The 15981-nt window shown below is 58.3% G+C and carries 10 protein-coding genes and 5 pseudogenes; 4 read left to right on the forward strand and 11 right to left on the reverse strand.

Annotated features, from left to right (window positions below; genetic code table 11):
- Positions 1-7 precede the first annotated feature (7 nt).
- The 3 genes and pseudogenes from NKI32_RS26485 to NKI32_RS31635 form a co-directional block, all read right to left on the reverse strand.
- Positions 8-1591, reverse strand: a complete 1584-nt coding sequence (locus NKI32_RS26485) for an ABC transporter substrate-binding protein (protein ID WP_353004338.1) — start codon at positions 1589-1591, stop codon at positions 8-10.
- Between the two features lie 162 nt (positions 1592-1753).
- Positions 1754-2896 (reverse strand): serine hydrolase domain-containing protein, encoded by a 1143-nt coding sequence (locus tag NKI32_RS26490; protein ID WP_353004340.1) that lies wholly within the window; start codon positions 2894-2896, stop codon positions 1754-1756.
- 835 nt (positions 2897-3731) lie between these two features.
- Positions 3732-4100, reverse strand: a pseudogene (locus NKI32_RS31635) (IS110 family transposase); the annotation flags it as partial.
- Here NKI32_RS31635 and NKI32_RS26495 point away from each other — a divergent pair.
- Positions 4099-4263, forward strand: coding sequence for a hypothetical protein (locus tag NKI32_RS26495; protein ID WP_353004342.1), 165 nt, complete (start codon positions 4099-4101; stop codon positions 4261-4263). The pseudogene NKI32_RS31635 and the gene NKI32_RS26495 overlap by 2 nt on opposite strands.
- A gap of 417 nt (positions 4264-4680) precedes the next feature.
- Positions 4681-4941 (forward strand): hypothetical protein, encoded by a 261-nt coding sequence (locus tag NKI32_RS26500; protein WP_353004435.1) that lies wholly within the window; start codon positions 4681-4683, stop codon positions 4939-4941.
- A 101-nt stretch (positions 4942-5042) separates the two neighbouring features.
- Here NKI32_RS26500 and NKI32_RS26505 read toward each other — a convergent pair.
- Positions 5043-5552, reverse strand: a pseudogene (locus NKI32_RS26505) (IS110 family RNA-guided transposase); the annotation flags it as partial.
- Between the two features lie 77 nt (positions 5553-5629).
- Between NKI32_RS26505 and NKI32_RS26510 the strand changes: the two are divergent.
- Together NKI32_RS26510 and NKI32_RS26515 are read left to right on the forward strand one after the other, a co-directional pair.
- Positions 5630-5868: pseudogene (locus NKI32_RS26510) on the forward strand (transposase); the annotation flags it as partial.
- A gap of 14 nt (positions 5869-5882) precedes the next feature.
- Positions 5883-6072: pseudogene (locus NKI32_RS26515) on the forward strand (transposase); the annotation flags it as partial.
- A gap of 287 nt (positions 6073-6359) precedes the next feature.
- On the opposite strand, the pseudogene NKI32_RS26520 reads toward NKI32_RS26515, so the two are convergent.
- The 7 genes and pseudogenes from NKI32_RS26520 to NKI32_RS26550 all read right to left on the reverse strand — a co-directional run.
- Positions 6360-7452 (reverse strand): annotated as a pseudogene (locus tag NKI32_RS26520) (IS5 family transposase); the annotation flags it as partial.
- Positions 7453-8018: 566 nt separating this feature from the next.
- Positions 8019-9065, reverse strand: coding sequence for a GlxA family transcriptional regulator (locus NKI32_RS26525; protein WP_353004343.1), 1047 nt, complete (start codon positions 9063-9065; stop codon positions 8019-8021).
- Positions 9066-9082: 17 nt separating this feature from the next.
- A complete protein-coding gene (locus tag NKI32_RS26530) occupies positions 9083-10021 on the reverse strand; it encodes an electron transfer flavoprotein subunit alpha/FixB family protein (protein ID WP_353004345.1) in 939 nt (312 codons plus the stop codon).
- 149 nt (positions 10022-10170) lie between these two features.
- The gene (locus NKI32_RS26535) at positions 10171-10920 is read right to left on the reverse strand and encodes an electron transfer flavoprotein subunit beta/FixA family protein (protein WP_353004346.1); all 750 of its coding nucleotides are present in this window, start codon (positions 10918-10920) and stop codon (positions 10171-10173) included.
- A 15-nt stretch (positions 10921-10935) separates the two neighbouring features.
- A complete protein-coding gene (locus NKI32_RS26540) occupies positions 10936-12171 on the reverse strand; it encodes an NAD(P)/FAD-dependent oxidoreductase (RefSeq protein ID WP_353004348.1) in 1236 nt (411 codons plus the stop codon).
- Positions 12172-12197: 26 nt separating this feature from the next.
- Entirely contained in the window at positions 12198-13493 is a 1296-nt protein-coding gene (locus NKI32_RS26545; RefSeq protein WP_353004350.1) for an aspartate aminotransferase family protein, read from the reverse strand.
- Positions 13486-15963 carry an FAD-dependent oxidoreductase gene (locus NKI32_RS26550; protein WP_353004352.1) on the reverse strand — a complete coding sequence of 826 codons (2478 nt, stop codon included), beginning with the start codon at positions 15961-15963 and terminating at the stop codon, positions 13486-13488. The genes NKI32_RS26545 and NKI32_RS26550 overlap by 8 nt, the downstream gene beginning before the upstream one ends.
- Between the last annotated feature and the right edge of the window lie 18 nt (positions 15964-15981).

The following is a 15981-nucleotide window of genomic DNA, read 5'->3' on the forward strand; positions in this document are numbered from 1 at the left end:
GTCCAGGCTAAACCGGCTTGAAACCGAGGAACAGCGGATAACCGTCCGGACGAATTGCAGTCTGCATATGCGTGCTGCGGTACATGACTGGATTGCCTCCATAGGTCAGGAAACGGAAAGCACCGGATGCCTCCAAGAGATCCTCCATCTCTTCATAGACCTTCGCCCGCTCGTTCACGTCGGTGATGGTGGCCCCTCTAGCGCTGAGCTCGTCGTAACGATCACTTCTAAAGCGCTGCCAGTTCCACACGCCCACTTGATCTTTCAAGAACCAGGAAGTCGCGTAATGCGGATCAGGCAAACTAGTGAAGTACATTACGCTAAGCTGCAGCTCCTTCCAGCGGTCGCCCTCCGATTCCATGCCGAGCGTCCAGAACGAGCCTTGATCCTGGACATTGATCTCGACTGTAATGCCGATCTGAGACAATTGCGCCTGCACAGTCTGGGCTATGGTCGAAGACCGGCTCTCGTTCAGACAATCGATGGTCACGGTGAGGTCGCTCACACCGGCCTTGTCCAAGAACGCCTTGGCCTTCGCGAGATCGCCCTCTGGCGGGACGAGCGCTTTCTCGCGATGCCCCACAATACCTGGAGGAATGGTGCCTGTCGCAACCTCCGCCTGTCCCGCAAACGCCGCATCCAGAATCTGCGGTATGTTGATCGCCCACTGGATTGCCTTGCGGACATTGATGTCCTTCAGCTTCGGATGATCCATATTCATACCGATCCAATGGTAATAGAGCGAGGGATGTCCCTCGACTTTGGTCTCGGCGGGCGGATTGTTCTTGAACGTCGCAAGCGAATCTAGACTGATACGAGTGAAATCGATGTCGCCCGCCTGATAAGCGCGTTCCGCCGTCTTGTCGTCGTTGATCGGAACGATGCGGATTTCGTCGAAGCCCGGCTTCGGGCCCGCCCAGTCCGAATTGCGTGTCAAGATCACATGCTGGTCTTTCTTAAATTCGCCGAGCACATATGGCCCGGAAAAAGCCGGCGGCTTCATGCCGAAATTACCCCCATCAGCGGTTGCCTTCATCACCGCATCCTCCGAGACGATATGGCCGACCCCATAGGGAAATGCGACGTTCCAGACCGGCACGAATGGCGTCTTGAATACGATCACGCCTGTATAGTCATCCTCGATGTCGACATGATCAAGTGGCCCCCAATCGGGCTTTACCAACGAATTGTGCTTGATCACGCGCTCGAAGGAGAATTTGACGTCCTTGGCGGTCATCTCGCCATGGCTGCCAGTAAATTTGATGCCCTTCTTAAGATGGAAGCGGATATGCGTGGGATCGACCTGTTCCAGGTTTTCCGCCGCCTCCAATTCCCAGGCCCATTCGGAGCCCGCCTTGAAGTGCGTGAGCTTCGAATATATGCAGCTCATAACGTCGATTTCGTTGCTACCAATGTAGAAGCCGGGATCGAGCGTGCCGAGGTCCAGAGTGCCGCGAGCCTTGAGGACCTTGCCCTCGGCTGCCCATATGGCCTGCGACAATGGCATACCGGCTGCGAAGATGCCCCCGCCGAGAGCGGTGCCCATTTTGAGGAAAGCCCGGCGGCTCACATTGGCTACGATATTATTCATGTCTATTCCTCCCTTTCTGTTTTACGCGCAGCGACAGCTCCGCACTTGGTCGATAAATTACTTAATTGCCGAAAATTGCCGGCGGCGGCCAAAACAGGGCCCGGCCTGGTTTGCATGCGCGGTCCGGCAATAACCCTGCCGAAGCGGGTTCCCGACCAGCTCTCATCGCGCTGCTAGCTCGGCCATCATCTTCACCAGAGGGCCAGTGAAGTCGCCGTCCATCGCGCTACTGTGCTCTAGCACACTGAAGTAAACCACAACGGTGCCGGTGTCGGGGTTCACGAGCAAGTATTGGCCGCCGTAGCCTCCATGGCCGAGCCACGTACCGTCGGTATTCGTCTGGCGGCTGTAGTGCGTCCAGTCGCGTGGCTTCAGGAGGGGTGGACCAGGATTTTTGCGCGTATCGTCGATGAAAGCGGCATCGCCCACGCAGCGGCCGTCGACACCCTCGCCTTTGCGCGCGAAGAGCAGGCCGTAACGCGCAAGGTCGCGGGCGGAGAGGCAAGCGCCGCCGTCGACGAGCGGCACACCCTCGCGGTCGCAGGTGATATGGAAGCATCCCTCGAGGCCCGCCGCCTCGACTATCTCGATCAGCCAGTCGCGTAGCGGCCGGCCGCTGGCGCGCTCGACGATCCAGCCGATGACGTCGCTGTTGGTCGACTTGTAGAGTATATGACCGGAGCGGTTCACGAGATCGTCGCTAGCTATCCGGCACAGGAAGGAGCGAGTTGTCCCCTCCTTCTCGTCCCCCGGGGGCAGGCGCCATCCTATGTCGCGCTCCATGACAAACCACGTCGCGTAGGTGTCGCTAAGATTTTCGAGATCCTCGGAGTAGTCATTAGCAACGTTCATGTCGGCGACATCGCGCACAGTAGCATCTGCATAGCCTGTGCCGATCTCGGGCAGGTAGTCCCTCACCCGACGGTCGATATCCACGATACCCTCAGCGACGCAACGGCCGAGCATCAGGTTAAGTGTTGTTTTCGTTATCGATTGGATGCTATGCGGCCTGTCGGGTCCGAAATCCGGCGCATAGGTCTCGTAAAGGATGCGCTCGCCGCGAACCACGACGAAGGCCGAGAAATGCGCCATGGCGAGGAATCGTACGACCTCGGGTCGGTCACCAATGGTCCAGTCAATCTCTTTCCTGAGCGGCAAGATGCGTGGGGCACGCAGCGACATGGCGTAGCGCGCCGTGGTGTGGAGGTTGTGGAAACTACTGCGCCGGTAGTCGGGCAGGTTCCAACGCGGCTTGTTGTCAGACAGGGTGGCAAGGTCGGGATTTGCGATCGCAGACGATGTCATGCGCTGCTCCTTTGCAAGTTGTATGTAAAATTGTTAAACCTGGTGAGCCCAGCCAGCACTGAAATCTGCTCATGGGTTTTTCTTCCAAGACTAGACAGAGGGCGTTTGCCGCTGCGCAAATGATCTGCATTGGGCCGTCGAGTGCTTTGTCTCGCCTCGAGGGGTGCCGACAATGCGGCCTTGGGAGTTGACGAGCGACGTACCTGCTTGCGCGGGCGTCGATCTGGGACTGGCACTGCATCATGTTCAGCCACCTCCGACCCCAATGCCGTTCAGAGCCCAGCTTGTAATTCGCTAGCTCAGAACGGATGCAGTTCATAACGTTGTCGTCGATTGGACCTAGTAAAAGCCTGGATCCAAGTTGGGATTGTTCTCGTAGGCGCGCAGGACGAGCAGCTTGCCCTCAGAGCCCCAGATGACTTGCCACATTGGCATGTCGGCAGCGACCGTCTTGCAAGGCCGCGTTAACAAAAAGACGGCTGGTCGCGCCCGCGTACGATATCATTCATCTGTTCCTCCCCTTGCGTGAGCAATTCGATTCTACCGGGAACGCATTCGTCGTATTGGCTCTATCGTGTTTGCTTCGCCGGGCTCATTAACGCAGGATGCGGTACGATCGTTCGCTAGTCAACAAGAAACGCATCATATGTTCGTTTTTCTCGGGCGGCCCAGGCTGACGTTGCACATGAAACCGCGGACACTCACCTTGGGCGAAACACTCCCGTTCTGTACGCCAGCCACCCCGCTAGTTTAGGCCGCCTTGCCCATAAGGGTGCAGGAAACACTTTTGATGCCCCGGTGCAGGTGGAACACCGCAGCCTAATTTGATCCCCGGCTCACATGACGCCTTATCGGTCTTGGCACGACGCCGCTGGCGCGGCCAATTGCGTCGGCGTCCACGACATGGCTTTCGATCCCATCGGCCTCCAGGATCGATGGATCCACGAGCCGTCGAAACCCGCTTCCTGAATGACCACAAGCGCAAAGTGCGGCCGGTGCGCCCCTGTTCCTTGCCAGTTGGGCAAAGCGTGCCAGCAGTCCTGTGATATCGCGGCGCATACCGCATATTTCGACATCTTCTCCTCACTGCCTGGCGACAGCGAAGTGTCAAGCAGGCCGATTCACTGAGTTCCACAGAAAGGAGATCGCGCCACGCGGCGCGGATAGCGGCAGGCGCCGCAGGTCGACCGGCTACAAGAGGCATGACTGGACTCCACAGAGTTGTTGGTCAGCTTCAGTCGCGCGGCGAGCAACGCCTCAATGATGTCGCGCAAATTCCGGAACGTCGCCGGAAGGTCCCGGATCCGATCCGCGAATTTGCCAGCTCCGACAATACCAACCTTGAGTCCGAAGCTGCGATGGGGTGATCGCGGTGCATCCAGCTCCCAGCTAAACTGCTGGCATCTGACCTCGACCATGTGGAGAAAATGAATGACAACCACTTAGAGCTCTGGGACGGCGCATTCTCAAGTTTGCCAAATCCGTGTCGGCGGTTGACGACGGTGCCGGGAATTGGTGCTCTGCGCTCATCTAGAGCGTGTTGCCGTTGATTTGAATCGGTTGGGATTCACGACGCGGTGATTTGTGTTTCAAGATGCTGCCTGCGCGGAGGCCAGCATCGGATGCCAAGACCAAATTCAAACGATCTCCGTGAGCGCGTTGCGGCGGCGGTTGCCGCAGGCCGGAGATGCCGGGAAACGGCTGCACTGTTCGGGGTGAGCGTGGCGAGTGTTGTGAAGTGATCGCAACGCCAGCGATCGAGCGGGAGCGCGTCGGCGTTGCGCATGGGGCGCAAATCCGGCCGGGATTTGGAAGCACATCGCGCGTGGCTGCTCGAGCGGGTAGCCTCACAGTCGCATGTGAGCGTGCGCGCGCTGTCGGCGGAGCTTGCCGAGCGCGGCACCGTGGCAGCCTCGGTATCGGTGTGGCGGGTGCTGAAGGAGGCCGGGTTCAGCTTCAAAAAAAACGCAGTTCGCCAGCGAGCAGGACAGGCCGGCGATTGTGCGGCGCCGGGCGCAATGGAGGAAGTAACAAGGCAGGCTTGATCCACTGGCGCGCCGGGCGATCTCGCGGTCGAGCACGGCCACCCTCTCATCCAGCGAGCGCAACTGTTCCACGAACAGACCCAGGATCGGGGGGCCTCTGGGATGGCGGTGCCATGATCCTCGATCGCCGTTACAAGCTGGACCACATGGAAAAGGCCCTGAGCGGCCACCAGCCCGAATTCGGCAAGATGGCCACGAATCGCATTGATGGTCTGGGTCCGCTGGCGCACCAGAAGATCGCGAGCGCGAAACCCCATCGCCGCAGCCTGTTGTTCCTCACGCTTGGCTGCCACAAACGCATCGGCGGCCATTGCGCAGCTTCGCAGATTGCCTCCGCATCGCCGGCATCGTTCTTCTGCCTCTTCACGAAAGGCTTGACGTAGCCCGGAGCGATCAGCCGGACGTTATGTCCCAGCTTCGTGATCTCCCGCGCCACAGTAATGGCTGCTGCCGCAGGCCTCCATGGCCGTGCAAGCCGGCTGCGCATCAAAGAATTTAAGCATCTGATCGCGGCGAAGCTTCTTTCTAAACAGGATAGCCGACGCATCTCCACCGTGCACCTGGAACACGTTCTTCGCTAGATCCAACCCGATCATGCCAACTTCCGACAAGGACGCCTCCGTTCAAATGATGATCAACGGCACCACTTTGGCACAGCGATGCCGTCAGGGGCGTCCACCCCATCTCAGAGGGGCAAGCCATCCGTCGCGCCATTCGCGCGGCAGGAGCCAAGCTCTTCTACCTGCCACCCTACAGCCCAGACCTCAACCCGATCGAGCAGGTCTTCGCCAAGCTCAAGCACCTCATGCGAAAAGCCGCTGAACGGACCGTCGAGGCCACATGGCGGCGTATCGGAACGGCCTCGAAAGCTTTCAGCCCGCCGAGTGCGCCAACTACCTCGTCAACGCCGGATATGCTTCAATCTAAGTGAAACACGCTCTAGTGTTGGCGCTTACTTCGGGCTCACGCCGAGAAGATATCAGTCCGGAGAAGTTTGATCATGACGGATCGGTGTCGAAATGCGATTATGCCCTCACACGCATCTGCCTCTTTGAGGCCGCTGGCGCGCTATTGTCGAGGGTCGCCAGATGGTCAGCACTGAAAGCGTGGGGTACGCGCCTGGCTCGACGGCGGCGAATTCCGCTAGTCGAATAAGGAGGCGATCGCTTGATCAGCAGCCAACCCCAATGTTACCACTCGCCGCCCAGCGGCGCGTGATGTCCCTGTGGGGACGACGGCGTCGGTGACCTCGTAGATGGTGAGGTAGCCCTTTAGCAGGCTGCTGCAAAAGTCTGATCGTTGCTGATCTCGATATTTTGACGGAAGTTTTTCTGTTGTCTGCGCGATTTTCGCGGCGGGTTGCAGCTGAGATTGCTGCGCGAGTTGCGGTCCTTTCTGTTGACGGTTATGCGATCTGCCGCTTTCAGGAGCTTTGGGATGCGAACCAGATTGTAGGCGATGACCGCAAAAGGTGAAGACGGCCTCCACTCTTGGCTGCCCTCACAATTTGGTTTTGGCCAATCCGCCCGGCTTCTTCACCCAGCCGAATATCTCCTCGATGCGTTTGCGGATGCGCTGGCTGATCACATAGCCGGCATGGCGCGTGGTGCGCCCGTCGATAGCGGTCTTGCGCACCGTGCCCGCGCTTGAGACCGTGCCTTGTATGGCGATGTGCGGAGTGACTTGGCGCTGGCGCAGGTCGCCAACGAAATCCATGATGTCATAGGCCTAGTCGGCGCCCAGCGTGATGCGATGTTTGCCTTGCCGCCGGTCGAGCATGACAAGCGTGGCTTCCCGCTCGGCCTTGCCGGTGGCGTGCGTCAACGTCGCATCGACCGCCAGCCCGTTGCGGTTCTCCATCAGCACATGGCCCATGAAGCACAGGCGGCTCGGATGGCCGTCCGCCTTGCGGTAGAGCCGGGCGTCGGGATCGGTCGTGGAGGCATGTGTCTGGTTCGAGCGCTTCTCCTTGCGGAAGTTGCGCTCGCCATTGCGCCTTGGCCATGGCGGATCGCCCGAACCATCCTTCGGGCGGAAGCTCTTCATCGAAGCCCAGGCATCGATCAGCGTGCCGTCGACCGAAAAATGCTCGCTCGACAGAAGCTTGCTCACCCGCTTGAGGCCCATCAGTTCACCCAAAAACTCTCGCGCCACATCGGCTTCAAGCAGTCGGTCGCGATTGTGGGTAAAAACCGTCGCATGCCACGCCGGCGCGTCAAGCGGCAGGCCAACGAACCAGCGGAACAGCAGATTGTAATCAATCTGCTCCATCAGTTGCCGTTCCGAACGAACCGAGAAGAACGCTTGCAGCAGTGTCGCCCGCAGCAACATCTCCGGTGGGATCGACGGCCGGCCCATGCCCGAATAGAGCGCCTCGAAGCGACCATCCAGACGACCAAGCACTTCATCGCACAACTGCCGGATCCCCCGCAGAGGATGATCCAACGGAATGCGCTTCTCTAACGGAACATAGCTAAAAAGGCTTCCCGGTCCTTCACTACGACCCCGCATCGCAAATCACTCCCGTTGTCAGACGAAAGTGAATCATAGAACAAAGCCAAATGCGACTTTTGCAGCAGCCTGCTAAAGTACTGCGTCGAATACATTGAGGCGCCCACGTCCTGGACGCTAACATGCGGCCTTGTGTTAACCGCTAAGAGAACCACAGATGCGCCGGAACATTACGTCGAGAAGGAGCTTGCAATTAGCCCCGCCATCAGAGAACACCGATTGGCCGAGAGAGGTCATCAAGGTGACCCGGTCCAAGCAGCGCAAGACGCTACCACCTCTGGTGACCCCAGTCGGCGAACGCTGTTGTGCATTTTCAGCTGACGCGCGAAACGACTATCGCTATTGAGACGCGTGGCCTCGAGCTGCGCACCCCGAAGCTGCGGAATGACTCCTACTTTGGCTTCATCAAGCCGACCCGCATAGCTACGGAGCGCTCGCTCGATATCAAGGCGATGGGCATGAGCGGCATCTCCAACGGCCAAGTGTCTTGGTGTGCGAGGAAGATCCAAGGCAAGGTGCTCGTTGTACAAGTCCCGATGGTGAGGTCGGAAATGACGACGATCCACTTAAGCGCGTCGCAGACTGCTGGGTGCTTCACCGAAATGATCACGAAAACATTTTGAAAAATGCGATGATGAGACGAAACCGCAAGCGATTGCCACCTGCAGCACGGACATATCTGTTAACTCGAGTAGTTGGCGCGCCCGCGCCAATCTTAGCAAAAGATAGTATCGCATCGGCGTCGTTTTGAGATGGTGATGAAAGAGGCGCTGAATTTGCCGGCAAGAAAGGCCCTGCTGTTGACCAATACCGCGAATGGTCCACGGGTCATCTACAGAAGTTTCCATAATTCGAATGATGTGAATTAGCTTTTCGCTCGCGCCGCTAAAGCGAAGCCCAAGGGGAGCAGATTGGCAGTTTTCCCCCTCGCGCCATCGATCAGCTGTGAGGAAACGGCAGACTGATCGCGCCACATCGACACCACAACGGCCTTCTACTGAGCTAATCGCAAGATCAAAGGCAGCAAATTCGCCGGCGCAAGTGACTATTCCTTTTTGTTCAACGAAAAGAGCGTCCGTCAGCTTGAGGCCTTCAAATGTCTCCGAGAGCGCTGCCATCGTGTCCCAATGGATGGTACAGCGCGTGCCTGACAACAGACCGGCCGCAGCAAAGACCCATGCGCCGGTGCCAAGTCCGTAAAGCCTCACATTGCGACGCGCACACTGGCGTAGAAGCGACACCAATGGTGCTGATCGATAGTGCTCGATTCCTTCCCCTGTGCAAATCACGATGCCATCGGGTAAACGTTTCGATTTCAGAAGCTTGGCTTCCTCATTGAGACTTGCATCCACACACACTCGGATGCCACTCGCACACCTAACAGGGTTGCCGTCGTCGCTTATCAACTTCCATCGAAACCGCTCGCGCCCGCACAATCTGTTTGCGTACCGGAATGGATCGATGAACGACGACATACACAGTTGTGAAAATCCCGGAACAAGGACTATCAAAAATTCCGTCGTTTCATCCGCCGAAGACATGAAAGGGACGACATCTAAATTTACGCCATCCGACCTCCCCTCAATGGAAAGTGGTTTGTTTATTAAGTTCATGTTGCATCTTTCTCGCTTCAGCCACTTGAGAGCGCCTTCCGCAGTTCCGGCAGGATGACGAACAGGTCACCGACGAGGCCGTAGTCGGCAACCTGGAAGATCGGCGCCTCCTCGTCCTTGTTGATGGCGACGATGACCTTCGAGTCCTTCATGCCGGCAAGGTGCTGGATGGCACCGGAGATGCCGACGGCGATGTAGAGGTCGGGGGCGACGACCTTGCCGGTCTGGCCGACCTGCCAGTCGTTCGGAGCATAGCCGGCATCGACAGCGGCGCGCGATGCACCGACGGCGGCGCCGAGCTTGTCGGCGACCGGCAGGATGACTTCCTGGAACTTTTCCGAGGAACCGAGTGCGCGGCCGCCCGAAATGATGATCTTGGCCGAAGTCAGCTCCGGACGGTCGGTATCGGAAAGCTTATTCTCGACAAAGGACGATACACCGGGGTCGGCTGCCGCCGAGATGTTCTCGACGACAGCCGAATTGCCTTGGGAGGGCAACTGGAAGGAAGCGGTGCGCACAGTGATGACCTTCTTGGCGTCGCTAGACTGCACCGTCTGGATGGCGTTGCCGGCATAGATCGGCCGCTTGAAGGTATCGGGCGAAATCACTTCGATGATTTCCGACACCTGCGCGACATCGAGCAGAGCCGCGACGCGCGGCGCGACGTTCTTGCCCGACGAGGTCGCCGGCGCAATTATGGTGTCGTAGGCGCCGGCCAGCGAGACAACGAGGACGGCGAGCGGTTCGGCGAGGCGCTCGGCCAGTTCGTCGGCCTCGGCCAGCAGCACCTTGCTCACGCCCTTGAGCTTGGCGGCGGCGTCGGCAGCGCCTTTGGCGCCTTTGCCGGCAACCAGAACATGCACGTCCGAACCGATCTGCAGCGCCGCCGAGAGCGCTTTGGCGGTCTGGTCGGAAAGAGTTGCGTGGTCGTGTTCTGCAATCAAAAGAATAGCCATTGATGTTATTCCTGACTTTCGTTTTCGAGGCACCCTGAAATCCGGTCAGGCTGAGTCGAAAACGGTTGGTTTCGAGAACCGGAGCGGAGCGTACTCCTGTACGTGAGCGGAGAAACCGGCCGCTTGCAGGCCGGCCTCATCGGATTTCTTTACAAGACGCCGGCTTCGTTCTTCAGCTTGTCGACCAGTTCGGCGACACTCTTGACCTTCACACCCGCCTTGCGGCCGCTGGGCTCCTCGGTCTTGAGCACCTTCAGGCGCGGCTTGACGTCGGCGCCGTAATCGGCCGGGCTCTTTTCGTCGAGCGGCTTCTTCTTGGCCTTCATGATGTTGGGCAGCGAGGCGTAGCGCGGCTGGTTGAGGCGAAGATCGGCGGTGATGATCGCCGGCATCTTCAGTTCCACCGTCTGCAGGCCGCCATCGACTTCGCGCGTCACCTTGGCCTTGTCGCCGTCGAGCACGACCTTGGAGGCGAAGGTGCCCTGTGCCCAGCCGAGCAGGGCGGCCAGCATCTGGCCGGTCTGGTTCGAGTCATCATCGATCGCCTGCTTGCCGAGGATCACGAGGCCGGGCTGCTCGGCCTCGACCACGCCCTTCAGCACCTTGGCGACGCCGAGCGGCTCGGTCTGTTCATCTGTCTTGACCAGGATGGCGCGGTCGGCGCCCATGGCGAGCGCGGTGCGGAGCGTTTCCTGCGCCTGCTGCGGGCCGATCGAAACGACGATGATCTCTTCGGCCTTGCCGGCTTCCTTCAGCCGGAGTGCCTCTTCCACCGCGATCTCGTCGAACGGGTTCATCGCCATCTTGACATTGGCGAGTTCAACCGCCGAACCATCAGCCTTGACGCGAACCTTGACGTTCGCATCCACAACCCGCTTCACGGGCACAAGCACTTTCATCGATTTTTCCTTTATTCATCCAGACGGCGCGGCGGCTGTACGAACGTACTGCATGAGGTTGAAGTCAGGTTTTAGAAACAGTTCACGCTGGAGCTCGACACGAGCTCCGAAGAGTCGGCGCGCGGCCATATGCGTTTTTGCGTCATTCATCGTGTCGACGGCCACGGCCAAGCCGTCGCGAAAGTACCAAAACGCCAAAGAGCCCGGTTCCACGGACACCGGGAGGATATCATCGTAGTCAAGCGCCAGACCAGCCGTTTGCAACTTGGTGTCGTATTGATCGCTCCAAAACCAAGGGACAGGCTCATATGCCACTGGCCTTCCCAAAATGGTATTGGCGACCGCGACGCCCTGCTCGATTGCATTTTGTACCGATTCGAGACGGATTAGCCGGTCGCCAAAAGGAAAAGCGGCACAATCACCAGCCGCATAGATGTCGGGGTCGGATGTCTGTCCGAATCTATCAACGACGATGCCATTCTCGATTATCAGGCCGCCTTGCGCGGCGAGCTCGACATTCGCCATGCCACCAATGGCGATCAGAACTAGATCAGCAGCGAGCATGGTGCCGCTTCGCAAAGAAACCCCAGAAACTTTACCGCTGTGGCCGGAAAATCCGGACAGCTGCTCATTGGTTAGGATGGTCGCGCCGTGGCGCACATGGAGTTCTTCGATCGCTTGAGCTGTTGGAGCGCCCGCGACGCGCTTGAGAACCCGGTCAGTCATTTCGACAATGGTGACCACATTACCCATTCGAGCAGCAACCGAAGCAACTTCCAGCCCCACATAACCGCCGCCAACGACGATGATGCGTTTTGCGCTTGCTAACGCGCTCCGAAGGCGATTGGCATCCGCGATGGTCCTCAGGGTCAGGATCCCGTCCAGGCCGTCCGTCATCGAGCCCGGAAGTGTCCGTGCCCGAGAGCCTGTGGTCAAAACGAGCTTGCTATAAGAATAACTTCTGCCGTCAGATGTCCTAACGCTTCGGCCCTTGCGATCGACGGTAGTAACGGACCTCCCCCTCTCGACCATAATTCCGGCTTTAGCGTAGAACTCCTGAGGACGAAATTCCAATCGCTCCGCTGTTGTCTCACCCTTCAGGTAGGCTTTGGACAGCGGTGGCCTTTGATAAGGCAGCCATGGCTCATCACCAAGCATGGTAACGGCGCCCTCGTAGCCGGAGTCGCGTAACTTTACGGCACACGAGAGCGCAGCCTGCCCCGTGCCGACAATGACAACATTGTCCTGCATATGTTCCTCAGGGAGTGCTTTCTGCTCTATGCTGCCACTAGTCTAGTCGCAGCGTGATCGATTGCTTCTTTTGTCCAGGCCAGATCACTGTCGGTCAGGGCAAGGGATGGGTAGATCTTACCCGGAGACTTGAAGATCCCCTTCTCACGCAGGGCGGTGTTGAATCTACCGGCCGCCGCGGAATTGCCTTTTGCGACGTCTTGATACGATTTCACGGTTTGCTCGGTGAAGACCACGTCAAACAGCACTGGATCGCCAACGATCTGGTAAGCGGTGGCGGTTTGGTCGAGCGCGTTGCTGAGCATGCCCATGACCGCTACGCCGTATCCGCGCAGTCGGTCGTAGCTACCGGGTCGACGCAGGATCTCCAAGGTTTTGAGTCCGGCCACAGCGGCAAGTGGATTACCGCTCAGCGTCCCGATCTGAAGCGTGAACCCGTCCTTCCCAACAGCTGCTTTGTCGAAGTGGGACATGATCTCCGTCTTCCCCGCAACCGCTGCAAGCGGAAGGCCGCCTCCGATGATCTTGCCCAAGGTGCATAAATCGGGCACCACGCCATATCGCTCCTGAGCGCCACCGTAGGCCAGGCGGAATCCGGTGACAACTTCGTCGAAGATTAGAACGATGCCTCGCTTCGACGATTCCTCGCGCAATGTCTCCAGGAAGCCTGGCGCCGGCGGGATCAAGCGCTGGAGCGGCTCTACGATGATCCCGGCAATCTTCGAGCCATGCTCGGTCACTAATTGACGCAGGAATTCAACGTCATTGAAGGGCGCGACGAAGACGCCGTCCCGGACTTGCTCCGGAATCCCGGCCGAGTCTGGAACGCCGTTGGGATAGTTCTCAATTCGGTCCGGAAAAACACTGATCAACGCTTCAGACGACATCCCGTGATAGCCCCCCTCAAACTTTAGTATTTTATCGCGGCCAGTATGCGCTCGTGCGAGACGCATAGCGTACATGTCCGCCTCGCCGCCTGTCGAAACATATCGTAGCTGTTCTGCACACGGCACCGCCTCGCAGATGACTTCCGCAAGTTCGATCCCATGCCTGTTGCTGGCGAAAAAGGTGAGACCCCTTGTCGTTTGCGCGCGAATGGCCTCAATGACCTCTGCATTGTCATGACCCAGGATCATAGGTCCCGAGCCTATCAAAAAGTCGATATACTCCTTGCCATTCTCGTCCCATACATGAGCGCCATGGCCTTCTCGTATGACGATGGAAGGATCAAAATTTCCAAATCCACCGCCGGGTAAGACCGCCTTCGCCCGGCTCACCCAATCGCTTTGTATGGCGCTAGCATTCACGAGGGTGTCAAGCATGTGCCGCAACCTTCTTTGTCGGGCTTGAGCTTTCAGCATCAACCCGTGGATGTTCGTTGTTGGGATCGAAGACGGCGTCGCCCAGAACCGTCGCCGCCCGCGGCACGCCGAGCACCATGACCTGCAAATTCGTTCCGACCTGCGCAACTTCGGGAGCGACATAGGCGAAGGCCAGGATTTTCCCGACTGTCGAGGAATAAGCAATGGAACTGACGGAGCCGACCTGCCGATCACCAAGCAAGACCGCTTCGCCGCCATTTCCATCGGACACGCCGTCGGCTTCGATGGCAAGATAGGCGCAGATCCAGCTCGGCCCTCTCTGCATTGCTTCCAACGTCGCCTGCTTTCCGGCAAATTGTGGTTTGTCCAACTTAACGAAACGCATGACGTCGGCCTCTGGCAGCGTCACTTCATTGGTCAGTTCCCCAGCTCCCTTGAACATCTTTTCCAAGCGCATGACGTTCATTGCGAATGAGCCGTAGTCGACTAAGCCGAAGGCGCTGCCAGTGGCATGCAGGGCGTCATAGATAGCCGGCAGGCTTTCTCTAGAGGCATGAAATTCCCAGCCCAGCTCGCCCGCATACGACATGCGAAACGCCCAAACCTTCTGCCCGGCGACTTCGATTTTCTGAGCCGTCAGCCAGGGAAAAACCGCGTTTGTAAGATCAGCCTCGGTATTCGGTCCCAGAATGTCACGTGACCGTGGCCCGTTAAGCGCAAGCGCCCCCCACCTATCCGAAAGATTAGTCATGGTCACGGATTCATTCGCCGTGCGTGCTAACGTCAGATGGTCCAGGAGGCGTTGTTCGAAGAAGGCAGCGCAGGTAAAGTAGAAGCTGTCATCCGCCAAGCGAACGATCGTCGTTTCCAGTTCGATGCGCCCTCTATCGTTCAGCAAATGCGTAAGAGCAATGCGACCGGTTTTCGACGGGAGCCGGTTCGGTATCAGTCGATTAACGAACCCGGCAGCATCCGGGCCCGACACCTGAACCTTCGAGAAGGCGGAGATATCCATCAGGCCCGCACATTCGCGCACCGCATTGACTTCCTTCTGAACGAGCGGAAACCAGGCGGGCCGTCGAAACGAGTAATAGTCTTTCTGCTCAAGACCGTCCCTCGCGAACCAGCGAGGGCGCTCCCAACCATATACCTCTTCGAACACAGCACCGCGCTTCTGCAGGCGGTCGTAAAGTGCGCTTGGCTTGACCGGCCGCCCGTCATGACGGTTGAGGTGCGGGAAGGGTATTTCATGGCGCAGAAGGTAATCTTCTTTTGCCTTGGTGACCTGATAGGCTGGATCGGCAAACTTGCCAAAACGCCGTGGGTCGTAGTCGCGCATGTTGATGTCGGCGGCGCCGTGAACCATCCAACGGGCCAGTTCACGCGTCAGCCCTGGCCCCCAACCGATGCCAATCTGACAGCCGCAATTGAGCCAAAAGTTCTTAAGTCCAGGCGCTGGGCCGATCAGTGGGTTCCCGTCCGGGGGGTGAGAAATGGCACCATGCACAGCACGCTTGATGCCGAGCTGGGAAAGCACGGGCATCCGACCCATCGCATTTTCAAGCCAAGGCATGATGCGATCGTAATCAGGCTCGAACAGCTCATGTTCGGCTTCCCATGGACAGCCATCGATCCAAACAGCATTGGGCTTCGCCTTCTCGTAGATGCCGATCAGGCCAGATTTCTGCTCCATCCGGATGTAGCCGGATACCAACCGATCATCCCGAACGACAGGAAGCTCCTTTTCTAGCGCCATGAATTCCGGAACAGTGTCCGTTATCAGGTAATGGTGGGTCATGGAGGCGGTGGGGACGTCTAGCCCAACCCATTTGCCAACTTGTCGCGCGTAAGTGCCACCCGCGTTAACGACATGCTCGCAAACGATCTCGCCCTGCTCCGTAAAGACGCGCCATTCGCCATTGGGCTCTGGCTTTACGTCCAACACCCGACATTGGCGAACGATCTTAGCCCCGAGCTGCCGTGCACCTTGCGCAAGTGCGAATGTGGCACCGGAAGGGTCAACATGGCCGTCATCGGGCGTGTACAGCGCCGCCTGCACGCCTTCAAGATTATAAAAGGGATGAAGCTGTCTGATGCGCTCCAGGTCTACTAATTCCATGGTGAAGCCCAGCGCTTTTCCGACGCTCAGGGTCTGACGGAGCCAGTCGAGTTCGTCATCCGTGTAGGCCAGCCGCAAAGACCCACAGCCATGCCAGGTTACAGACTGTCCGGTCTCCTTTTCGAGCACCTTGGAATAGAGATCGATGTTGTAGCCGACGCATTTGCCGAGTGAAAAACTCGACGTCGAATGTGTGATCTGCCCAGCGGCATGCCATGTCGATCCAGAAGTTAACTCGGCCTTCTCCAACAACACGATGTCAATCCAGCCTTCATGCGCGAGGTGGTATGCAAGGCCGCACCCCATGATGCCCCCGCCTATGATTACTACCCGCGCGTGAGATATGCTCATTGTCGTCTCCCGAGAAAA

It is taken from the genome of Mesorhizobium sp. M0761, assembly GCF_040320205.1.
In the GTDB taxonomy this organism is placed as follows: domain Bacteria; phylum Pseudomonadota; class Alphaproteobacteria; order Rhizobiales; family Rhizobiaceae; genus Mesorhizobium.